This is a genomic window from Micromonospora sp. CPCC 205558, assembly GCF_036902955.1.
GTDB lineage: Bacteria > Actinomycetota > Actinomycetes > Mycobacteriales > Micromonosporaceae > Micromonospora.
Window position 1 is genome coordinate 522896 of the sequence record NZ_JBAKHR010000001.1, and the last position, 20667, is coordinate 543562.

Annotated in this window: 19 protein-coding genes; 9 read left to right on the forward strand and 10 right to left on the reverse strand. The window is 70.4% G+C overall.

The window, feature by feature from the left end; all coding sequences use genetic code 11:
* Window positions 1-52: 52 nt before the first annotated feature.
* On the forward strand, window positions 53-2113 hold the full coding sequence (locus V6U86_RS02220) for a cellulose binding domain-containing protein (RefSeq protein ID WP_334497777.1): 2061 nt from the start codon (window positions 53-55) through the stop codon (window positions 2111-2113).
* 100 nt (window positions 2114-2213) lie between these two features.
* Here V6U86_RS02220 and V6U86_RS02225 read toward each other — a convergent pair whose 3' ends face one another.
* A complete protein-coding gene (locus V6U86_RS02225) occupies window positions 2214-5003 on the reverse strand; it encodes a M14 family zinc carboxypeptidase (protein ID WP_334497779.1) in 2790 nt (929 codons plus the stop codon).
* Window positions 5004-5190: 187 nt separating this feature from the next.
* Between V6U86_RS02225 and V6U86_RS02230 the strand changes: the two genes are divergently transcribed.
* A complete protein-coding gene (locus tag V6U86_RS02230) occupies window positions 5191-5547 on the forward strand; it encodes an effector-associated constant component EACC1 (protein ID WP_334497863.1) in 357 nt (118 codons plus the stop codon).
* A gap of 45 nt (window positions 5548-5592) precedes the next feature.
* Here V6U86_RS02230 and V6U86_RS02235 read toward each other — a convergent pair whose 3' ends face one another.
* Complete coding sequence (locus V6U86_RS02235) at window positions 5593-6918, reverse strand: glycoside hydrolase family 18 protein (RefSeq protein WP_334497781.1); 1326 nt, start codon at window positions 6916-6918, stop codon at window positions 5593-5595.
* 146 nt (window positions 6919-7064) lie between these two features.
* Between V6U86_RS02235 and V6U86_RS02240 the strand changes: the two genes are divergently transcribed.
* Window positions 7065-7949, forward strand: a complete 885-nt coding sequence (locus tag V6U86_RS02240) for a bile acid:sodium symporter family protein (protein ID WP_334497783.1) — start codon at window positions 7065-7067, stop codon at window positions 7947-7949.
* Between the two features lie 61 nt (window positions 7950-8010).
* Here the strand turns inward: V6U86_RS02240 and V6U86_RS02245 are convergent, their stop codons facing one another.
* The 3 genes from V6U86_RS02245 to V6U86_RS02255 all read right to left on the reverse strand — a co-directional run bounded on the left by V6U86_RS02245 (window position 8011) and on the right by V6U86_RS02255 (window position 9470).
* Entirely contained in the window at window positions 8011-8430 is a 420-nt protein-coding gene (locus V6U86_RS02245) for a PPOX class F420-dependent oxidoreductase (protein WP_334497785.1), read from the reverse strand.
* A gap of 88 nt (window positions 8431-8518) precedes the next feature.
* Entirely contained in the window at window positions 8519-8974 is a 456-nt protein-coding gene (locus V6U86_RS02250; protein WP_334497787.1) for a pyridoxamine 5'-phosphate oxidase family protein, read from the reverse strand.
* Between the two features lie 85 nt (window positions 8975-9059).
* Window positions 9060-9470 (reverse strand): VOC family protein, encoded by a 411-nt coding sequence (locus tag V6U86_RS02255; RefSeq protein ID WP_334497789.1) that lies wholly within the window; start codon window positions 9468-9470, stop codon window positions 9060-9062.
* Window positions 9471-9539: 69 nt separating this feature from the next.
* On the opposite strand from V6U86_RS02255, the gene V6U86_RS02260 reads away from it, so the two are divergent.
* Window positions 9540-10433 carry an NAD-dependent epimerase/dehydratase family protein gene (locus tag V6U86_RS02260; RefSeq protein WP_334497791.1) on the forward strand — a complete coding sequence of 298 codons (894 nt, stop codon included), beginning with the start codon at window positions 9540-9542 and terminating at the stop codon, window positions 10431-10433.
* 1 nt (window position 10434) lies between these two features.
* Here V6U86_RS02260 and V6U86_RS02265 read toward each other — a convergent pair whose 3' ends face one another.
* The 4 genes from V6U86_RS02265 to V6U86_RS02280 form a co-directional block, all read right to left on the reverse strand.
* Complete coding sequence (locus V6U86_RS02265) at window positions 10435-11538, reverse strand: glycoside hydrolase family protein (RefSeq protein ID WP_334497793.1); 1104 nt, start codon at window positions 11536-11538, stop codon at window positions 10435-10437.
* 161 nt (window positions 11539-11699) lie between these two features.
* Complete coding sequence (gene trxA / locus V6U86_RS02270) at window positions 11700-12047, reverse strand: thioredoxin (protein ID WP_030337918.1); 348 nt, start codon at window positions 12045-12047, stop codon at window positions 11700-11702.
* Window positions 12026-12409: a MerR family transcriptional regulator gene (locus V6U86_RS02275; protein WP_334497798.1), complete on the reverse strand. Its 384-nt coding sequence runs from the start codon at window positions 12407-12409 to the stop codon at window positions 12026-12028. Before V6U86_RS02275 ends, trxA begins: the two co-directional genes overlap by 22 nt.
* A 134-nt stretch (window positions 12410-12543) precedes the next feature.
* Window positions 12544-13506 carry an AraC family transcriptional regulator gene (locus V6U86_RS02280; protein WP_334497800.1) on the reverse strand — a complete coding sequence of 321 codons (963 nt, stop codon included), beginning with the start codon at window positions 13504-13506 and terminating at the stop codon, window positions 12544-12546.
* 225 nt (window positions 13507-13731) lie between these two features.
* On the opposite strand from V6U86_RS02280, the gene V6U86_RS02285 reads away from it, so the two are divergent.
* From V6U86_RS02285 to V6U86_RS02300, 4 genes are all read left to right on the forward strand, one after another.
* Window positions 13732-15273 carry a flavin-containing monooxygenase gene (locus tag V6U86_RS02285; RefSeq protein ID WP_334497802.1) on the forward strand — a complete coding sequence of 514 codons (1542 nt, stop codon included), beginning with the start codon at window positions 13732-13734 and terminating at the stop codon, window positions 15271-15273.
* A 105-nt stretch (window positions 15274-15378) separates the two neighbouring features.
* Window positions 15379-16590 (forward strand): low temperature requirement protein A, encoded by a 1212-nt coding sequence (locus V6U86_RS02290; RefSeq protein WP_334497804.1) that lies wholly within the window; start codon window positions 15379-15381, stop codon window positions 16588-16590.
* A 158-nt stretch (window positions 16591-16748) separates the two neighbouring features.
* Complete coding sequence (locus V6U86_RS02295; RefSeq protein ID WP_334497805.1) at window positions 16749-17645, forward strand: acetyltransferase; 897 nt, start codon at window positions 16749-16751, stop codon at window positions 17643-17645.
* 75 nt (window positions 17646-17720) lie between these two features.
* The gene (locus V6U86_RS02300) at window positions 17721-18689 is read left to right on the forward strand and encodes an alpha/beta hydrolase (RefSeq protein ID WP_334497807.1); all 969 of its coding nucleotides are present in this window, start codon (window positions 17721-17723) and stop codon (window positions 18687-18689) included.
* Here the strand turns inward: V6U86_RS02300 and V6U86_RS02305 are convergent.
* Window positions 18647-19747, reverse strand: a complete 1101-nt coding sequence (locus V6U86_RS02305) for an aldo/keto reductase (protein WP_334497809.1) — start codon at window positions 19745-19747, stop codon at window positions 18647-18649. The genes V6U86_RS02300 and V6U86_RS02305 overlap by 43 nt on opposite strands.
* 132 nt (window positions 19748-19879) lie before the next feature.
* Here V6U86_RS02305 and V6U86_RS02310 point away from each other — a divergent pair, with 132 nt between their 5' ends.
* The gene (locus V6U86_RS02310; protein ID WP_334497811.1) at window positions 19880-20485 is read left to right on the forward strand and encodes a TetR/AcrR family transcriptional regulator; all 606 of its coding nucleotides are present in this window, start codon (window positions 19880-19882) and stop codon (window positions 20483-20485) included.
* Window positions 20486-20667: the final 182 nt, after the last annotated feature.

A 20667-nucleotide genomic window follows, 5' to 3' on the forward strand; every position in this document is an offset into this window, starting at 1 on the left:
AGAGCGCGTCCGGACCAGCCGGGCGGCTCCCCTGCGCGAAGGAACCCCGCCCATGCGTACACCGAAGACCCGCGCGGTACTCCTGGCGGGCCTGCTGCTCGCCGCGAGCGCTCTCGCCGGCGTCAACCCACCGACCGCCAGCGCGGCAGCCGACCCGGTCACCGTGACCGTCAACACCCGCGCCGGCCTGGCGACCGTGCCGGACACCGCGCTCGGCGTCAACCACGCCATCTGGGACTCGAACCTCGGCACCGCCGAGACGTCGGACCTGCTCCGCGATGCCGGGGTGCAGATGATGCGCTACCCCGGCGGCTCGTACGCCGACATCTACCACTGGAAGGACCACACCGCGCCCGGCGGTTACGTCGCGCCGGGCACCGACTTCGACACCTTCATGGCGGCGGTCCGGCGCGCCGGCGCGCAACCGATGATCATCGCGAACTACGGCACCGGTACCCCCGCCGAGGCCGCCGACTGGGTGCGGTACGCCAACGTGACCAAGGGCTACGACGCCCGCTACTGGACCATCGGCAACGAGAACTACGGCAACGGCCACTACGGGTCCGCGTGGGAGGCGGACGACCACCCGGACAAGAGCGCGACGCAGTACGCGAGACTGGTCGTCGAGTACGCCGACGCGATGAAGGCCGTCGACCCGAGCATCAAGGTCGGGGCGGTGCTGACCATGCCGGGTAACTGGCCGGACGGGATCACCGCCGGCAGCGACCCGGGCCCGTGGAACCAGACAGTGCTCTCCATCGCCGGCCCGAAGATCGACTTTGTGGACGTGCACTGGTACCCGGGCGGCACCGCCGCCGAGTCGCTGGCCCGCGTCAACCACCTCCCCGACGCCACGTACCTGCTGCGGCAGCAACTCGCCCGGTACGCAGGCGCGAACGCCGACCGCATCGGCATCAGTTTCACCGAGCTGAACGTCGACGCCGGCCGGAACACCCAACCGGCGGCGCTCTTCCTGGCCGACGTCTACAGCGCACTACTGGAGAACGGCGTCTTCACCGCACAGTGGTGGAACGTGCACAACGGCATGGGCACCGTGACGCAGGTGGCCGGCCAGACCGACTACGGCGACTTCGGGATGCTCTCCAGCGGCGCCTGCACCGAGGACGGCTCGGTCTGCCAACCGCCGCTGAACACACCGTTCGCGCCGTACCACGGGCTGAGCATGATGAAGCTCTTCGCGAAGGCCGGCGACCAGTTCGTCCGCGCCGGCACCGACGAGCCGCTGGTCACCGCCCACGCCGTCCGCCGGGGCAACGGTGACCTCGCCGTGCTGTTGGTGAACAAGGACCCGGACAACGCCCACCCGGTCACCATCGACTACACCGGGTTCACCCCGTCGACCGCCGCGCCGACGGTCTCCACCCTCACCAACGGCGCCACCGGCATCGCCACCAGCCAGTCCGGCTCCGCGACCAGCCGGACGCTGCCGGCGTACTCGTTGACCACGCTGGTGCTGCGCCCGGCCAACGCGGCCGCCGGACGGCCGACGGCGCCGGGCCAGCCGACCGCGAGCGGCGTCACCGACCGTGCCGCGACGATCACCTGGCCCGCGGCCACCCCGGGCGGCAGCCCGATCGCCAAGTACGAGGTGCACCGGCAGCACGGCGCGGTCAGCGAGCAGCTCGGCGAGACGGCGACCACCTCGTTCACGGTCCGCAACCTCGTGCCGGGCAGCCGGTACACAGTCAACGTGCTGGCCCGCGACACCGCCGGACGGGTCTCCTGGGCTTCACCGCCACTCACCTTCGCCACCGGCAGCCCCGCCGCCAGTACGTGCACCGTCCGCTTCACCACCAGCAACGACTGGGGCAACGGCTACATCGGTGGCGTCGACATCACCAACAACGGGACGAAGCCGATCAGCGGCTGGACGCTCACCTGGACCTGGCCCACCGGCTGGCAGCAGGTGAGCAGCGGCTGGAGCGCCACCTGGGAGCAGATCGGCACCGCCGTACGGGTCACCCCGACCGACGACAACCGGCAGATCGCCGTGGGTGCCAGTGTGAGTGCTGGTTTCGTCGGCGCGTACAGCGGTCCGAACGTCCTGCCCACCGCGTTCACCCTCAATGGCACCGTCTGCGCGACCGGCTGACCGAGCTGATGCCTGTGAGTCATCCTGATGACTCACAGGCATCACCCGCGTCGGGATGTGCTGCGCCACGCGCGTCGGCGCTTCGCCGTGCAGGGGTCGGTCAGGCGACCACCGAGCGCAGCGGCACTCGCGCGTCCCGCAGTGCGCGTACCAGGTCGCGCGCGAACGGGTGCTCGTCCGCCTGGAGGCCCTGCGGGTTGGGGATCACGACGTACGCCGAGCCGCCCTTCACGGACGTCTGGGCGGCGGACGTGAAGCGTTCGACGATCGCCCGGGTGCGGTTCAGGTCGCTGGCCGCCACCTGGATGGTGATCGGCCGCCAACCGCCGCCCAGGTCCGCCGTCACCGGCGCGGCGGCGGCACTGGCGCGAGCCGCGTCGGCGCCCGGCGCGCGTCGGGCGTCCGGTGCGCCCGGCGGGTAGAGCAGCGCGTTGGCGACCAGGTGCAGACCACTTTCGTTGTACGCGCGGAAGAGCGGATTGAACGCGAACAGCACCGCCCGACCGGCGCCGGTCGGCTCGTCGACGACGGCCGCCGTGCCCTTCAGGGTGTCCGCCCCGACTGTGTAACCGTTGGCCCAGAACGTGTCACCGGTCGGGTAGCTGAGCACGTTCGTCCCGGTGGTGCTCGGGGTGAGGATCGGGTCGCTGTTGTTGAACTCGAAGTCCTCTGCCGGGCGACCCAGCGCCACCGGGCTGTTGTGGTCGACGTTCACCCGCAGGTGCGAGCCGATCACCAGGTAGTCCGCCGGCTTGGTCTTCTCCGTGGTCGAGGTGAGCCCGGCGGCGCGGGCCACCCGGGTGCCCTCGTTGCGCAGCCCGAGGTAGGTGTGGCCCTGGCCGATCCAGTCGCGCAGATTGGCCTGCCCGGCTGCGGTCAGGCCGCCGGTGGCGCTGCTGCCGTCCGGCACCAGCAGCACGGTGCGCCCGGTGAACGCCTCGGTGTTGTCGTTGATGTCGGCCGTGGTGACCGGTGTGAGGTCGAGCCCCCACCGCTTGCCGAGCACGTAGCGGGCCTCGCCGTGCGAGCCGGAGGTGGTGGAGATGCCGGTGCCCTGGAACAGGCCCACGTCGGGCAGGTCGAGGCGGGTGCCGGCGGGCTGACCGCCCGGGGTGAGGGCGACCCCGAGGGATGCGGCCAGCCCGTCCACGGTCCGGCTCACCTTGGCTGCCGGGATGGCGACCCCGCCGGTCGCCAGGTCGCGGACCAGGGGGACGCCGCGGCCGAGCAGGGTGAAGGTGAGCTCCGCGGCGGCTGCCGAGTCGAGCGGGTAGGTGTACGACCCCCAGGGCCGCGCCGCGCCGACGCGACCGCCGGAGACCTTGCGGACCAGTTCGGCCCTCGGCCGGACGGCGTCTGGCGTGTAGATGGTGTTGACGCCCATCAGCAGGGGGTTGCTCCAGGACGACACGTCGTAGAAGTACGGGAACGGCACGTACGGGTCCTCGCCCATGATGGCCTGGATCCAGTGCTTCTGCGGTTGGTCCATCGGGATCCAGTACGCGCCCTTGGGCACCGTCACGTTGGTGGCGCTGCGCCCGCCGAAGACCCGCGCGGTGGGCACCCGGGTCGCCTTCTGCACCTCGTACACCTCGACGTCCATGCGGCGCAGCCGCTCGACGAGTTGGCGGACGTCGGCGAGCTGCCGGTCGGGCAGCAGGAAGTACGAGCGGATGCTGAGGTCCGGCACCGGGAACTGGACCTCGTTGGTGGGCTGCACCACCTCGTTCGGCTCCAGCGTGCCCGCCCTGCCCTGGGCGAGCGCGTCGGTCCAGATGTCGAAGTAGCCGTCCAACACCTCGCGCTTGTTCGCGGCGGCCCAGCCGAGCGTCGACCACTGGGTGTGGAACTGCTGCTGGACCCGGTCGCCAACGGTCGACGCGCTGCCCTTCTCGTACGTCATGCCGGCCGCGCCGAAGCCGGTCGTCGGCACCGTGTCGCCGTAACCCATGAAGAACATGTCGTACGTGTCGTAGTTGAAGTAGCACTCGGTGGTGACGGTCTCGTCGCACGCGCCGTTGAAGCCGAAGCCGGCCTTGTTGGCCTCGCCGATCCGGTTGATCCAGTCCACCGCCTCACCGGCGATCTCGTGGTGGATCGGGTCGGCGTTGGGCGGGAAGAAGTACTGCCGGCCACCCATCTCGTGGGCGTCGATGAAGACCTGCGGCGGGTAACGGCGCAGCAGTTCGAGTTTGCCGTCGGTCTCCTGCTGGGTGCGGGCGAACCAGTCCCGGTTCAGGTCGAAGCCGAACTCGTTCTGCCGGCGGGTCGCGTCGCGGCCGTCCGGGTTCTGGGTGGGCACGATGATGGTGACCAGGTTGTCGTTTCGTTGGGCGACCGCGCAGGACAGGCCCGCCGCCAACTCGTACAGCGTCTTGAGCGCCGCGTCCGCGCCGCTCTTCTCGCCGCCGTGCACGTTCGCGGTGACCCAGACGATGGCCGGGCTGTCCTTCGCCGTCCGGGCGGCCGTTCGCGCGCTGGTTCGGCGGGGGTCGCGCAGGTCCCGGACGTCGTCGGCGATCTCGCGGAGCGCGGCGGGTCGCACGTGGCGTTCGTTGGACACCACCGCGTACGGCAACGGCTGGCCGAGCACACTGGTGGTCATCACGCCCGTGACGACCCGGTTGGAGGCGCGATCGACGGCCCCGAGATAGGCACGGACCTCGTCGTTGGTGACGACCCGTTCCTGGCCCGCGCCGAGCGGGAAGCCGAGCACGTTCTCCGGTGTGGGCACGCTGCCCAACCGCGCGGTCGGGTCGTCGCTGCACCGGGCGGGCGGGGCGGCGCTCGCGGCCGGTGTGCCGCTGAGCAGGGGAACCGTGCCGAGGAGGAGCGCGATCGTGGCGGCACCCGCCAGGCGCCTGGCGGGGACCGTCCGGAACGGACGCATCGATGGGGCCATGAGTCGTGTTTCCCTTCTCGGGCACAAGCTCGCAGTGGCCGGAGCCTATGAACCGTGGAAACGACGGTCAAGGATTGATCGATTTTGCTGACTACGTGGCGTGCCGGTCCGGACGCTGACTGGCAGGATGGTGACGCGGGTTTGTCGTCGTCTGGGAGGAGGAGACGTGCCGGAGATGATCACCATCTCGGTCCATCCGGATCTTCCGTCCGCCGATGCTCGGCGTTCTCTGGCGTCCTGGCTGCGCGCTGAGGAGCGGCTGCGGGAGGGGGTGACCACGACGTCGCCTGACGCTGTGTCGGCGGATCGTACGGACGTACTGCGGGTGGCAGCCAGCGATGCGGGCACCGCCATGGTGTTGGTCCAGGCGGTCGCCGGGTGGCTGACCCACCGCCGCGACGATGTGACGGTGACGCTCACCCGGCCCGACGGGTGGTCCGCCGAGATGGACGTCCATCGTGCTCGGGACATGGCCGAGGTGACCGCTCTCATCGACGCGGCGGTGCGTGCGGTGACATCCGCGCGGGGGTGACGGCCCGCCGCCGGCCGAGGGGTCGGCCGGCGACGGGCCGTGCGGCTACCAGGTCGTCAGGCCGAGGCCGATCGTCTTGGTCAGCGTGGCGTTGTCGTCGTCGCCGTCGAGCGACCAGATCATCGCGCCGGCCAGACCGGCCCGGCGGATGTAGAGCGTTTTCTGCAACACGACCGCCGGATCGTCGTACGTCCAGAGCGTCGTGCCGTCGAACAGCCAGGCGTGCCCGGCGCGCAGGTCGCGGTGCACGGTGTAGCCGTTACCGGCCAGGGTCTTGAGCAACTTGTAGTCCTCGTACCCGGCCTCGAAGGTGGCCGGCGCGGGCCCGGTGGCCGGCTGGAACAGGCCGTTGCCGCCGCCGGTGATGCCGGTCCAGCCGCGACCGTAGTAGGGGATGCCGAGCACGAGCTTGTCCCGTGGAGCGCCACGGGCGATCCACCCGTCGATGGCCACCTCGACGGAGAAGTCCGGGTTGTCCGGGGCGCCTGCCGGGACGCGAAGCGCGGACTGCTGGTTGGCCCGCGCGTCCCAGCCGCCGTGGAAGTCGTACCCCTGCACGGTGGCGAAGTCCAGGTACTTGAAGATCTTGCGGCCCTCGTAGCCGGCGTCCATGGTGGCCGGGCTGGCCGGCAGGAACGCGGTCAGCGGGTGGTGCGCGCGGGTCGTGCGCCCGTACGCGTCGAGCTGCCGGCGGAACTCGGCGAGCAGTTTGGTGAAGTTCTCCCGGTCCTCCGGGCGGATGACGTTGCCGGGCTCACCGTCTGAGTTGGGCCACTCCCAGTCGAGGTCGATGCCGTCGAAGACACCGGCTGCGGCGCCCGGGGCGCTGCCCGGGAGATTGCCCTTGAGGTAGAGGTCGATGCAGGACGCGACGAACGCCTTGCGGGAGGCGTCGGTGCGGGCCGCGTTCGAGAAGTACGTCGACCAGCTCCAGCCGCCCAGCGAGATGAGCACCTCCAGTTTGGGGTGCATGGCCTTGAGCTTGGCGAGTTGGTTGAAGTTGCCGTTGAGCGCCTGGCCCGGGGCGTCCGCGACACCGTCGACGCTCTCCTCGGCGGGGACGGGCCGCTGGTAGTCGGCCCAGGCGTCGCCCTCACCCGGCCCGCCGTCCACGTAGCACCGGCCGTCCTCGCTGACGTTGCCGAAGGCGTAGTTGAGGTGGGTGAGGCGGCTCGCCGCGCCTGAGGTTTCGAGTTTCTTGACCGGGAAGGCCCGGCCGTAGATGCCCCACTGGGTGAAGTAGCCGACCCGGTGGTAGCCGGTGCGGTCCGGTTTGGCACCCGCGTTCGCGGCGGTCGGTGGGGCGGCGGTGAGCAGCAGGGTCGCCAGGGTGACGACGGCGGTGAGACGGCGGTGGCGGAATGGTCGCATCGGCACACTCCCACGAGACATCAGACAGAATTAGTAAAGAGAGTTATCTGATTGATGAAGTTAAGCCGATCACCGTCCGGGGTCAAGAGCCGTCCAGCCGCATGGGGGATTGTGACGGCGTTACCGGGTGGTAACGATGTTGTGCCATGAACTCCGCCGTGACTCTGATCGGACTACCCGTCGCCCTCGGCATCATCATGCTCGGTCTGGGCCTCGGACTGACCATGGCGGACTTCCGCCGGGTGGCCCAGCATCCACGAGCCGCCGTCATCGCCCTGGTGTGCCAGGTGCTGGTGCTACCGGCGCTCTGCTTCTGCCTCGTCCTCGCGTTCGACCTCGCACCCGAGCTGGCCGTCGGCATGATGCTGCTGGCCGCATCGCCGGGCGGCACCACGGCCAACCTCTACAGCCACCTGTTCGGCGGGCACGTCGCCCTGAACATCACCCTGACCGCCATCAACTCGGTGCTCGCCGTGTTCACCCTGCCGATCCTGGTCAACCTGTCGGCGGCGTACTTCCTGCCCGACGGCAGGAGCATCGGCCTGCAGTTCGACAAGGTGCTCCAGGTCTTCGCCATCGTGCTCGTCCCGGTCGCGATCGGCATGCTGATCCGGGCGCGGATGCCGCACGTGGCCGAGCGGCTGAACCGTCCGGTCCGGATCCTCTCCGTCGTGGTGCTCGTCGCGGTGATCGCCGGAGCGGTGCTCGGCGAGCGGGACAACATCGCCGACTACTTCGTCTCGGTCGGCCTGGCCGTGCTCGCCTTCAACCTGCTGAGTCTCGCCATCGGGTACGGGGTGCCGCGGCTCGCTGGTGTCGACCGGAGCGCCGCGACGGCCGCCGGGTTCGAGATCGGCATCCACAACAGCACCCTGGCCATCACGATCGCGCTCAGCCCGGCGCTGCTCAACAGCACCCAGATGGCGATCCCGGGCGCCGTCTACGGCATCGTCATGTTCTTCACCGCGGCGGCCTTCGGCTACCTGGTGACCCGGGTCGGCGCCCGATCCGCCGCGACGCTGACCCAATGACCGGCAGTGCCCTGTCGCCGCTGACGGCTGCGGTCAGCGGCGACAGGGCGGGTGGCCGATGTCAGCCGACCTGGCTGTTGTCCTTCTGTTCGCCCCAGCCGTGCCAGCGATCGATCTCGATCAGGGCACTGACCCGGGCACGTTCCCGACGTGGGTACGCGTTGCCCGTGTAGTGCTTCGACAACCGGTCGATGTCCGCGAGGCCCTCGTCGGCGCGCAACTCGACGACGTGCCCGATGATGCTGACATGGGTATACCAGCCGGCCTCGTCGAGCACGGTCAGGGACACCCGGGGGTCATTGCGGACGTGGTCCAGCCGGCGGCGGCTCTCGTCCATGTTCACCAGGATGCGACCGTCCTCCCACAGGTACCAGGTGGCGGCGGACACCGGCTGGCCACCGTTGCGAAGGGTGGTCATGACGGCGGGGTTCGGCTTCTGGAGCATGGCGACCGCGGCCTCGGGAAGCGGTGGCTTGGACATGAGGTCTCCTCGTCGCGACAACGTTTACCCCTGCACGTTACGCACCCGTAGGCCCCGATCACGGTGGTACGCGCGGGTACATCGCGCGTCAGCCGAGCCAGCGGCCGCCACGCATGAGGACGCGTCCCTTCAGCTCGTTCGCCTCCCGCCAGGCCTGGATGCGCTGCGGTCGGATCAGGAAGTACTGGTAGGGCTCGTCGAGAGCGCGCGGGTCGAAGCCCGTCTTGGTCGTGAACGCGTCACCCGCTTCCGGGCCGAGGTCGGCGATATCCACCGGCTCAGCGGTGCCCTCGACGATGACGACGTCGCGCGTCGACCCGAGGCTGAGTCGTACCCGGCCATCCGCCACCAGGTTGCGGCCGGTGACCGAGGCGCGCGGCGTCGAGACGAGGAAGGCGGCTCCGTCCCAGAGGAACGAGAGTGGGATGAGGTGTACGCCCCCCGGTGAGCCCGCCGTCGCGACCCAGAGGTCGACGTCGTCCTCCAGTCTGGCGCGAGTGTCCCGAAGTCTCTGCTCAAGCCCACGCGGCGAAACGTCCGTCATGCTTCCACGCTATTCGCGGCCGGGCGACCGGTGCTTCTTGATTCCTGACCGGTCTCGTCGGGGCGCACATCGAGGACCGGACGGCTCAGCGAACCTCTTGGATGCGGACCAGGTTGCCGGCGGGATCGCGGAAGGCGCAGTCGCGGATGCCGTACGGCTGCTCGGTCGGCTCCTGCACGACCTCGGCGTCGCCGGCCTGCACCTTCTCGAAGGTGGTGTCGAGGTCGCGCGTGGCCAGCAGGATCCAGCCGTAGGTGCCCTTGGCCATCATCTCGGTGATGGCGCGGCGCTCGTCCTCGGTGGCCCCGGGGTCCGCAGCCGGCGGTGCCAGGAGGATGGACGTGCCGGGCTGGTCGGCGGGGCCGACCGTGATCCAACGCATCGTGCCCTGACCGACGTCGCTACGGACCTCGAAGCCGAGGGCGTCGCGGTAGAAGGCCAGCGAGGCGTCCGGGTCGATGTGCGGCAACGAGCACGTGTGGATGGTGATGTCCATGTCGATCATGTTAGGGGTAACGCCGTACCCGCGTGTGGGTCCACGTTTGCCCCCGGCGAAGATGTGGTCATGACCAACTCCGCACTGCCCAGGCGTGTCGTCGTCACCGGTGCGACCGGCAAGCTCGGCCGGTCCGTCGTCGCCCATCTGCGCGCCGTGGGCGTCGACGTGTTGGCGGTGGACCGCGTTGGCGGCCGCGACCCTCGGGATGTGGGCGGCGAGTTCCTCCTGGTCGACCTCACCGACTACGGGCAGGTGGTGGAGGCGTTCACCGGCGGCGCTGACGAGCACGCCGGCGGCATCGATGCGGTCGTGCATCTCGCGGCGGTCCCGGCCCCCGGACTGATGTCGAACGCGACGACCTTCGCGAACAACTCCGCCGCGACGTACAACGTGTTCGCCGCCGCCCGGGCCGCCGGCATCAAACGGGTCGTCTGGGCGTCGAGCGAGACGGTGCTCGGGTTGCCGTTCGACACCCCGCCGCCGTACGCGCCGGTCGACGAGGAGTACGCGCCCCGGCCCGAGTCGACGTACTCGCTGAACAAGGCCCTGGAGGAGGAGATGGCCCGGCACTTCTGCCGCTGGGACCCGGAGCTGGTCATGGTGGGCCTGCGCTTCTCCAACGTGATGGACGTCGAGGACTACGCGCCGTTCCCCTCCTTCGACGTCGACCCGCGGCTGCGCCGGTGGAACCTGTGGGGCTACATCGACGCCCGCGACGGTGCCCAGGCGGTCGAGCGCGCGCTCGCGCACGACCAGCCGGGCGCCGACGTCTTCATCATCGCCAACGCCGACACCGTCATGACCCGCTCCAGCGCCAGCCTGATGGCCGAGGTCTACCCGGGCGTCGAGATCCGCAAGGAGCTGGGCGAGCACGAGACCCTGCTCAGCATCGACAAGGCCCGCCGGGTGCTCGGGTACGAGCCGCGGCACTCCTGGCGGGACCACGTCGACGTGCTGTAGGTCAGCGCGCCGCCTGGTAGGCGCGGCCCACGGCGGTGGCCGTGCTGCCGGTGCGGAACAACCCGGTCTGGTCCTTGTCCGTGGCGGGCAGGCCGAACCACGCGTACCGCTGTAGCCAGGACAGGCCGCCCAACATCCGGGTGGCCGCGGTGAGGAACGCTGCCTGCTGCGCCTGGGTGGGGAAGCGGACGCCGTTGGAGAAGTCGATCAGGGCGAACTCGGTGAGCCAGATCGGCAGCCGGTAGCGGTCGTGCACGGCCTGCAGGTACGACCTGAGCTGGTTGACCGCGTTGGCGGTGGTGAAATCGCCGCCGTACCAGTGCAGGGCGATGAAGTCGACGCGGTAGCCGCGCTGCTTCGCCCCGGCCATGAACCGGTCGAGCCATTCGCCGGGCCGGTCGCCGCCCCAGGCCACCGCCGGGCTGCCCAGCGGAAGGCCGGTGGCCTGCAACTGCGGCCACAACTCCAACGCCTGCTCGACGGTCATCTCCGCCTGCCCCTTCAGGTCCGGCTCGTTGAAGCCGAGCAGGTAACGGCCGTTCTGCTTGGCCTGTTGCAGGTTGCTCGCGGTCACGCTCTTCGCCCCCCAGATCATCGGGACGAACTCGGTGCCCTGCGGGCTGGTGACGCCCTGGTGCTTCACGTCCCAGGTGTAGTACCAACTCGCCCCGGAGTTGGCCAGCGCCTGGCTGACGCCGTCGAAGGTCCACACCCCGACGCCCTTGCGCTTCGAGGTCACCGCCGGGGCGACCGGGGCGACCGGACGCCCGGTTGTCGGCTTCGCCGTCGGCGTCGGCGTCGGGGTCGCCCCCGCCGGGCTCGCCGTGGCTGTGGGCGTGGTCGCGCTGGGTGCGCCGGGCTGCGGGCTCGTGGGCGTGGGCGCGTCGAGCGCCTGCGTCGCCGCCGGAGCCGGCGTCGGCCCGGTCGGCTGCACCACGACGATCACACCCGGCACCAGTACGGCGACCACGGCGGCCACCAGGAGCGGCCACAGCAGCCGCCGCGCGCCGAGCGGGAGACGGCCGAGTAACCCGCGTCGGGGTTCCGCGTGGACGCCCCGGTTTCCCCTCGCGGCGTCCGCTTCACCCGGGCCGGTTGCGCGCATCGTCTCGACTCCCTCACCTGGTCGTACCGCTACCTGACGGGGGGCGATGACGGACACTCCGCCACCTGCCTCCCCTCAGGAGACTGGCCGGCCGGACCGGGATAACGATTTCCGCGACTGATGGTGGCCGGGAGCGCTGTCCCCGGGCGCACTGCTGGCCGTTACCACCCGGCCTGTGCGGTCAGGGTCTGTCGCAGGTACGTCTTCGGCCGGGACCCCACTGTCGAGCCGACCACCTCGCCCTGACGGAACACCAGCAGCGTGGGCAGGGACATCACCTGGTAGCTACGGGTCGCTACCGGGTTCTCGTCGGAGTTGAGCTTCGCCACGACCATCCGGTCGCCGAACTCCTGGGCAAGTTCGACGAGGCTCTTCTCGATGGCCTTGCAGGGCGGGCACCAGTCCGCCCAGAAGTCGACGACCACGGGCCGGTCGCTGGCCAGCACCAGCTCCGCGAACGTGTCGTCGGTCACGGTGACCAGCGAACCTACTTCCGACTTCTGAGACATGTCTTCTCCCGATGGGCGATCGCGTGGGTGAGTTGACCGTGCAGTTGGTGGCGCACCGCGCCGAGCCGGTCGATGACGGCGTCGACTTCGGCGATCTTGCGCCGCAGCACCACCACCGAGTCCGGGCAGACGTCGCCGGAGCTGTTGCCGGCCCGCAGGCAGGCGACGAACGGACGGACATCGTCGAGGCCGAAGCCGACGTCGAGCAATGCCCGGATCTCCCGTACGACGCGCAGTTCCGCCTCGTCGTAGATGCGGTAGCCGTTGGGGGAGCGCTGCGCCCGTACCAACCCGTGCGCCTCGTAGTAGCGCAGCGTGCGAGGGCTCGTGCCGGCCCGCTCAGCCAACTCGCCAATGAGCATCTGACCTCCTCCATCGGCCCGTCGCGACCACGCTAAACCTTGTCGTCGGCGTCAAGGCAAGCACCGGGCGAGGCGCGGTCAGCAGTCAGAGATGCCCGTTTTGAGGGCACGCCGGCGGGACGACGCGAGGCTCGTCACCGACGCAGGGTCATCGACGGCGACTCGCCGAACCGGCTCCGGTAGTCGGCCGCGAACCGACCGAGGTGCACGAAGCCGTGCTGCAGGGCGACCGTCGTCACGGAGGCCCCCGGCGCGGCCGAGCGGAGCGTACGGTGCGCCGCGTCGAGCCGGCAGGACCGCAGGTACGCGGTCGGGGTGGTCTGCAACTCACGGCGGAAACAGTCCTGCAGCGTCCGTACGCTCACCCGCAGCGCCTCGGCGACGTCACCGACGGTCAGCGCCTCGCCGTGGTGCTCGGAGATCAGGGTGCAGGCCCGACGGACGAGACGACCGGGGTGGGCGTGCTGGTCCGGTTCGGCCAGCAGGTGGGAGTGGCTGTGCCGGTGGGCCAGCAACAGCTTGCCGATGAGCGCCTGTTCGAAACGGGCCGCGACCTGCGGGTGGTCGAACAGGGACGCGTCCGCCGGTTGCGACAGCTCGTCGGCGAGAAACGCCACCCCGCGCGCCCACGCCTGCGCGGTCGGCGTGGTCATGAGCATGCCGACGTCCAAGCGGACCGGTTCGTCGACCGGGCGGCCCAGCAGGCGGGCGAGTTCCCGGTCGACGGCGCGTCGGTCGGCGTAGAAGATCCGGTGCGGCGACCCCTCGGACCACCGCATGTCCGAGCTGTCGTACGGGGACAGGACCGAGGCGACGTCGGGGGTCGAGGTCACGCTCTGGCCGGCGTGCCGGACCAGCGTGCTGCCGGCGCTGGGGATCTGGACGAGGTAGAAGGTCTCCAGCGCGGGCGGTTGAATGCGGACGGCCTGCCCGTAGTCGAGGTCGACGACCCCCACCCCACCCGCCCGGCGGGCCGCCATCCGCAGTCGCACGCTGCGCACACCCGCCTGCGGGGTGAGTCGGTGCGGACAGAAGACACGGCCCACCTCGGCACGGGCCTGGTCGACGTCGTCCGTCCGGACCGTGACCGCATCCATCCGACACCTCCCGGGCGCCCTGTCGCGCTGACCGTAAGGCGTGAGTGGGCCGAACCGGTCCCGAAAGCCGTCGACCCGACAGGAAAAGGCTCCGGCCGCGTACCGCGGACAACGCCCGCGTCGCACGGATAGCGACAGTCCCGGCCTGCTCGCTAGCGTGCGGGCACCGCGGGGCGGTCAGTGTCGGCGCGCTTGCGGCAGGGTGCACGTCGTTTGGAGGAGACCATGAGGATTGCTGTCGTCGGTGCCGGATTCGCCGGTGTGAGCGCAGCGAAGGTGCTGCGGCAGAGCGGATTCGACGTCACCGTGTTCGAGCGCGCGCCCGACGTCGGTGGGGTGTGGAGTCGTACCCGTCGTTACCCCGGCCTGCACACCCAGAACGACAAAGGCACCTACCACCTCTCCGACCTGCCGATGCCCGCCCACTACCCGCAGTGGCCGTCCGGCGAGCAGGTCCAGCAGTACCTGGAGAGCTATGTGGAGAAGTTCGGGCTGGCCAGCTCGCTGCGCCTGTCCACGGAGGTCGCCTCCGCCGAGCTCGTCAACGACGAGACCGGGTGGCTGGTCGCGTCGCGGCCGGCGGGCGCCCAGGACCCGCTGACTGTGGAGCGGTACGACCACCTGATCGTCGCCAACGGCATCTTCTCCGACCCACTCGTCCCGTCCTTCGACGGGCACGCGAACTTCGCCGCCGCCGGCGGGCGCGTGCTGGCGACGGGGGAGTTCCACGACATCGAGGCCGCCCGAGGAAAGAACGTCCTCGTGATCGGGTACGGCAAGTCGTCCTGCGACGTGGCGGTCCCGGTGAGCGAGGTCGCCGCCCAGACCCACGTGGTGGCTCGCGAACTGCTCTGGAAGATGCCCCGCAAGCTCGGCGGTGCGCTCAACTACAAGTACCTGCTGCTCACCCGGATGGGTGAGGCGCTCTTCCGCTACCTGCACCTGAAGGGCTTCGAGCGGTTCCTGCACGGCCCGGGGAACGGTCTGCGCCAACGCATGGTCGACAGCGTCGGCTCGGTCGCGACCCGCCAGTTCAAGCTGCGCGAGCTGGGTCTCGTGCCCACCGGCAGCTTCGAGGACATCGCCCGCAGCACGGTCAGCCTCGCCACCGAGGGCTTCTTCGAGCGGGCCGCGGACGGCCGCATCACCGTGCACCGGGACCAGGTGATCACCGAGCTGCTGGTCGACGGTGGTCGGCCCGCCGCTCGCCTGGCCGACGGCACGGTGCTCGCCGCCGACCTGGTGATCTGTGGCACCGGCTTCCGCCAGCACGTGCCGTTCTTCGACGACGCGCTGCACGCCCGGCTCCAGGACGAGGCCGGCAACTTCATGCTCTACCGGCAGATCCTGCCGATCGGCGTACCGCGGCTGACGTTCGCCGGCTACAACTCGTCGTTCTTCAGCCCGCTCAGCGCGGAGATGGCAGCGGTCTGGACGGCCGCACACCTGCGGGGTGGGATCACCCTGCCGACCGAGGTCCGGATGCGCGACGAGGTGCGCGCCCGGCTGTTCTGGATGACGACGCGCACCAACGGACGGCACGCGCGCGGCACGAACGTCATCCCGTTCTCGATGCACAACATCGACGAGGTGCTCGACGAGTTGGGGCTCAACGTCGGCCCGCTGACCCGGGCCCGGCAGTGGCTGCTCCCGGTCGGCCCGGGCTCGTACCGCAGGGTGACGGCACAGATGATCAGGCGTACCGCCGACCCGGTATCTGCCATCAGCGACGACGATCCGATGAAAATGGATAAGGTGCGCAGATAGGGGACAGCTCGGTGAGGGGGCGCGGGGACGATGGCAGCGGAACAGCGTGACCACGTCGCAGTGCCCGTGCCGGCGGCCCTGGCCGGCTGAGCGGTCTCGCCGTCCGTGCTGACGCGCACCGAGTTCTTCCGTGGGCTCGGCGACAGCAGGAGCCCGCGCTCGGCGACCGTCCTGGAACTGCTGTTCGACATCGTCTACGTCTTCGCGCTCGCCCGCCTCGCCGGGCGGGTCGCGGACGACCTGACCATCGTCCGGCAGACGCTGCTCTCCGAGGCGGGCCAGACCGTCCTGTTCTTCACGGCGATGTGGATGATCTGGTCGCTCAACGCCCAGTTGGCCAGCACCTACGACCCTCGACGCCCCGATCTGCAGGCCATCCTGCTGGCGACGATGTTCGGCACGCTGGTGCTGGCTGTCACCCTGCCGCAGGCATTCGGTCAACGTGGTGTGATCTTCGCCTGCACCTACGTGATCATCCAGGTCGGCCGACCGCTCCTCCTGGTGTTCGCCCTGCGGGGGCACGCGGCGCGCGTGTTCGCGCTCCGGGTGCTGGCCTGGCACCTGGCGTCCGGCGTGCTCTGGATCAGTGGCGGCATCAGCGGTGGACTCGGTCGAGGCATCTTCTGGACGATGGCGCTCGCCATCGAGATGATCGGCGCCGCCGCCAACTACCCTCTTCCGCGAATGGGCGCCACACCGCTCAACAGCCTCGGGGTCACCGTCTCACAGGAGCACCTCGCCGAGCGGTACAACCAGTTCTTCATGATCGCTCTCGCCGAGGTGGTGCTCGAAGCCGGCGCGGCGGTCAGCTTCCCGGGTTTCTCGACCGCGGGAACCATCACCCTCGTCGCCTCGTTCGTGGCGGTCGTCTCGTTCTGGCGGATCTACTTCTACCACGTCAGAACCGGCCACGCCTCGTCCCCGAGTGGGGAGGGGATCGTGCTGTCGCGGTGGGCGAGCTACAGCCTGCTGCTGATCGTCGGTGGCATCATCTGCACCGCCGTCGGCTTCGGGCAGGTCATCGAAGATCCGCACCCGCCGATCGACTGGGCTCTGGTGGCCATCCTCTTCGGCGGCCCGGTGCTGTTCCTCATCGGGCGCAGCTCCCTGGAGGTGGCGAGTCGGGCCGCGCCGCGCTGCCGGATGCTGTACCTCGGCGCGCTGGCGTTGGTCGTGGCGGCCCCGGTGATGGTGCTGCTCCCGCCGGTCGCCGTGGCGGCCGCCATGGCGGTGATCCTGGCCGGCATCACCGCCTTCGACCAACGGGCCCACCAGCGAACCCACCAGCGTGGGTCGGAAGCCAACCCGACGCTGTGACCGATCATTGCCAGCCGACGACCACCGCGCGTATGGTCGTCGGGCACGCCGTCGAGCTGGAAGGAGGTCAGAACAATGTCCGATGTTCTGCGCCCCCTCCGCGCTCCGGCGTCCGCGCGGATCTGACCCGGGGCGCGCACTTCCCGGAGGACCAACCCATGACTGACCTGGTCATTCGTCCGCTCGTCGCGGGCGAGGAAAACCTGTTCGACTCCATGCCCGATCCGCTGCCCCAGCTACGCCAGGTCGCGTACGCCGACGGGGTCGCCGGAGGCGGCTACCGTCCCGAGAACACCTGGGTCGCGCTGCGCGCCGGCCGGCTGGTGGGCCGCGCCGCCTGGCTCCTTCCACCGGGTGCCGTCGGTGCCCCCTGGCTGGACCGGTTCGACCTGGACGCCGAGCCGGAGGTGGGCGCCGAGCTGCTGCGCGCCGCCCACGAGGCGCTGGGCGGTCCCGGTCTGTACTACGCCGCGCTGCCGGCGCACTGGCGGCGTCGGCCCGAGGTGCTGGCCGTGGTGCGGGCGCCGATGGCGGCCGCCCGGCTCGCCGGGCTGGTCGAGCGGGGGGAGCGGATCCGGTGCTCCTGGGCGGGCACCCCACTGCCGGCGTCCTCCGGGCGGTACGACTTCCGGCCGCCCGTCGACGTGGCGGAGATCAACGCACTGGTCGCCAGGGTCGCCGAGCCGGACGTGCTGACCGGCGTCGAGATCGCGCGGGTGGTCGGCGGTGTCGACCTCGCCACCGACCCGTTGGCCTGGTTGGGCGACGCCACCGAGGAGTGGCGCATTGCCCTGACGGACGGCGACCCGGTCGGGCTGGTCGGCACGGCCGGCGACGCCTGCTACCCGCTGCTCGCCTACCTCGGCCTCCTCGACGAGGCGGCCCGGCCCGAGATGCTGGCTGAGGCGGTCCGGGTGCTGGCCGCCGGCGGTGCCCGCGAGGTCATCGCCGATGTGGAATCCCACCGGGTGGCGGTGCTGGCGGAGTTGGAGCGGACCGGTTTTCGGCAGTTGCGCTCCAGAGTCGCCTTCGCGCCACCGAACACTCAGGAATAGGTGACCGGGTGCGCCCGGTCACCCGGGCGCACCCCCTGCGCCAGCGCCGACCCCGGTCGCTGTCACCATCTGACCATGCCCGAGATCATCGCGCTTCTCGTCGGCGGGTTTTCGCTGGTCGTGGCGGCGGTCGCCGGGCTCTATCTCTGGCCGGTCGGTGGCCGTGGACTACCTGTCACGCCGGCCCGACCGCTCGACTTCGACACGGCCATCCGTGCCGCCGAGGCCGTCATCGCCGCCGAGGCGGCCGACCCGCAGATCCGGCCGGAGTCGCGCAGTCGCCTGCTGAGCCACGGCTCCCGCACCGGCCGGGCCGTGCTGCTGCTGCACGGATACACCCTCGCGCCCGAGCAGTACGCGGGGCTGGCCGAGGAGTTCTTCGACAGTGGGTACAACGTCTGGATTCCCCGGGCCCCCCAGCACGGCACCGTCGACCGGACGGCCCACCACCGGGTCGAGGCCGGTGAGCTGACGACGTACGCCGCGCAGGGGTGGGCCGTCGCGGCTGCCCTGGGAGACGAGGTCGGCGTCGTGGGGATCTCCGGCGGTGCCGTACTGGCCACCTGGCTGGCGCAGGTGCCCGGCAACGTCGTACGGCACCTGCTGTTGCTGTCGCCGTTCTTCGGCCCGAACCCGCGACAGGCGCCGGCCTACGCGGTCACACCGCTCATCGTGCTGTACGGGCGCCGCCTCCTGCGCGACCGCGTCACGTCGCGCGGATATTCCCTCGCCGCCGTCACCCAGTACCTGAGGATCGCCCGTACCCTGCCGAATCCGCCCCGACGGACGGGTCTGCGGACCGCCGCGGTCGCGATCAGCCCGCTCGACGGCGTGGTTGACCTCCGGGCAGCGGTCGACGTGCCACGCCGGATCGCCGACGCCAACGCGATCCCGCTGCGGGTGTGCACCCTGCCGGCGGCGTTGGGCGTCGAACACAACACCCTCAACCTCGCCGCCCTCGGCACCGACGGCGACGAGTGGCGCCGGCGGTACGTCGCGCTCTACGAGGGTGAGGCGGTGCCGTTGAACACCGCAGGGGCGTAGCCGGCGGGCTTGTCGCCGATGCCGAGGCCGGGGCTCACCACCCAGGACTGGTACTGCGGGGTGAACATCACGTACGGCACCCCGAGTTGCGGAGCGCTGGCCTCGTCGAGACGGCGACGGGCATCGGCCGGGATCTCGAAGTCGAGCGCCTCGAAGTTGCTGCCGATCTGCTCGGCGCTGCTCGCGCCGATGATCACCGAGGCCACGGCGGGTTGGGTGGCGACCCAGTTGATCGCGACCTGGGCCATGCTGCGGCCCAGCTCGGTGGCGACGCTCTCCAGGGCGTCGATGACCTGCCACTCGCTGGCGCTGACCTCCCGGCCGCCGGCATCGGGGTTGGTCAACCGGCCGGTTCCGCTCAGGCCGTCGCCGCTGCGCCGGTACTTGCCGCTGAGCAGGCCGCTGGCGATCGGGCTCCACGCGGTGAGCCCCATGCCCATGGTCTGGGCCATCGCCACGTACTCCGCCTCGATGCCGCGGCTGACCAGAGAGTACGGCAGTTGCAGGTTGATCATCGGGGCCAGCCCGTGCGCCTCGGCGTAGCTCTGCGCACGGGTGGCGTACCAGGCCGGTACGTCGGAGAGGCCGGCGTACCGGATCTTGCCGGAGCGCACCAGGTCGTCGAGAGTGTGCACGACCTCCTCGACCGGGGTGATCCGGTCCCAGGTGTGCAGCAGGTAGAGGTCGATGTAGTCGGTGCCGAGTCGGCTCAGCGACGCCTCCACGGCCCGCATGATGTGTTTACGGCCGTTGCCGCTCGCGTTCGGGTCGCTCGGGTCGACGGTGTTGGTGAACTTGCTGGTGAGCACGAGCCGTTCGCGCACGCCGGCCCGCTCGATCAGCCGGCCGAGGATCTTTTCGCTCTCGCCCGCGGTGTAGAAGTCCGCCGTGTCGATGAAGTTCCCGCCTGATTCCAGATACCGGCGGAAGATCGGCTCGGCCTCCTCCTCGGTCTTGCCGTACGCGGCGTGGAACCCGTCGACGCCGAAGTTCATGGTGCCCAGCGCCAGCCGGCTCACCCGCAGACCGGACCGCCCGAGCAGGTAGTAGTGGTTCATCGTGGTGCCCTCCCGATCCTGGTGTCGGCCCGATGCGGACCGCGTGCTCCAGACCATTGCTCGGCAAAAATGGACCTGCAAGTCCAAAAACCGAGATAGGGTCGGACCCGCAGGCCCAGAGCAGGAGGTCCCATGACACGGGCGTTGACCCGCAAGGGCGAGGCGACGCGAGCGCGGATCGTCGCCGGCGCGGCGGCCGAGATCCGCGAGCGCGGCGTCGACGAGGTACGCCTTGAGGACGTGATGGCGCACACCGGCACCAGCAAGGGGCAGCTCTTCCACTACTTTCCGGACGGAAAGGACGAACTGCTGCTCGCGGTGGCCCAGCACGAGGCCGACCAGGTCCTGCTCGACCAGGAGCCGATGCTCAGCAACCTGACGTCCTGGCCGGCCTGGCTCGCCTGGCGCGACCGACTGATCGAGCGCTACCGGGCGCAGGGGGTGAAATGCCCGCTCAACGGTCTGCTCGGCCAGACCGGGCGGCGGGCGCCCGGCGCACAGGCGATCGTGACCGGGCTCATGTGGCGCTGGCAGAACGCGATCGCCGACGGCGTCCGGCACATGCAGTCGACCGGGGACATCTCCGCAGACGTGGACGCCGACCGCGCCGCCGCGGCGCTGCTCGCCGGCATCCAGGGCGGCGTACTCCTGCTGCTCGCCACCGGAAAGACCGACCACCTGGAAGCGGCCCTCGACCTCACCATCGACTCCCTGCGGGCAGGTGCCCGGACGGCCTGATCGTGCCAGGATCTGCCCGTCCGACAACAGCTCGTCGAGCATGGGCGGAAGCTGAGCCGACGCCAGCACGGTTATTGTTGCGCCGGAGTTTTGGGAGATCGGAGCAGGCGTGGCAGGTGACGACGACATCTCCGGGTGAGCACCCGGACCGGCCGCCGACGGGCGCGTGATCGCGCCTTTGT

Coding starts and splice junctions, on each gene's coding strand:
- V6U86_RS02220 (WP_334497777.1), top strand. CDS start 53: ATGCGTACACCGAAGACCCGCGCGGTACTCCTGGCGGGCCTGCTGCTC.
- V6U86_RS02300 (WP_334497807.1), top strand. CDS start 17,721: ATGCCCGAGATCATCGCGCTTCTCGTCGGCGGGTTTTCGCTGGTCGTG.
- V6U86_RS02260 (WP_334497791.1), top strand. CDS start 9,540: ATGACCAACTCCGCACTGCCCAGGCGTGTCGTCGTCACCGGTGCGACC.
- V6U86_RS02280 (WP_334497800.1), bottom strand. CDS start 13,506: ATGGATGCGGTCACGGTCCGGACGGACGACGTCGACCAGGCCCGTGCC.
- V6U86_RS02310 (WP_334497811.1), top strand. CDS start 19,880: ATGACACGGGCGTTGACCCGCAAGGGCGAGGCGACGCGAGCGCGGATC.
- V6U86_RS02265 (WP_334497793.1), bottom strand. CDS start 11,538: ATGCGCGCAACCGGCCCGGGTGAAGCGGACGCCGCGAGGGGAAACCGG.
- V6U86_RS02285 (WP_334497802.1), top strand. CDS start 13,732: ATGAGGATTGCTGTCGTCGGTGCCGGATTCGCCGGTGTGAGCGCAGCG.
- V6U86_RS02240 (WP_334497783.1), top strand. CDS start 7,065: ATGAACTCCGCCGTGACTCTGATCGGACTACCCGTCGCCCTCGGCATC.
- V6U86_RS02230 (WP_334497863.1), top strand. CDS start 5,191: ATGATCACCATCTCGGTCCATCCGGATCTTCCGTCCGCCGATGCTCGG.
- V6U86_RS02295 (WP_334497805.1), top strand. CDS start 16,749: ATGACTGACCTGGTCATTCGTCCGCTCGTCGCGGGCGAGGAAAACCTG.
- V6U86_RS02305 (WP_334497809.1), bottom strand. CDS start 19,747: ATGAACCACTACTACCTGCTCGGGCGGTCCGGTCTGCGGGTGAGCCGG.
- trxA (WP_030337918.1), bottom strand. CDS start 12,047: ATGTCTCAGAAGTCGGAAGTAGGTTCGCTGGTCACCGTGACCGACGAC.
- V6U86_RS02245 (WP_334497785.1), bottom strand. CDS start 8,430: ATGTCCAAGCCACCGCTTCCCGAGGCCGCGGTCGCCATGCTCCAGAAG.
- V6U86_RS02225 (WP_334497779.1), bottom strand. CDS start 5,003: ATGCGTCCGTTCCGGACGGTCCCCGCCAGGCGCCTGGCGGGTGCCGCC.
- V6U86_RS02255 (WP_334497789.1), bottom strand. CDS start 9,470: ATGGACATCACCATCCACACGTGCTCGTTGCCGCACATCGACCCGGAC.
- V6U86_RS02250 (WP_334497787.1), bottom strand. CDS start 8,974: ATGACGGACGTTTCGCCGCGTGGGCTTGAGCAGAGACTTCGGGACACT.
- V6U86_RS02235 (WP_334497781.1), bottom strand. CDS start 6,918: ATGCGACCATTCCGCCACCGCCGTCTCACCGCCGTCGTCACCCTGGCG.
- V6U86_RS02275 (WP_334497798.1), bottom strand. CDS start 12,409: ATGCTCATTGGCGAGTTGGCTGAGCGGGCCGGCACGAGCCCTCGCACG.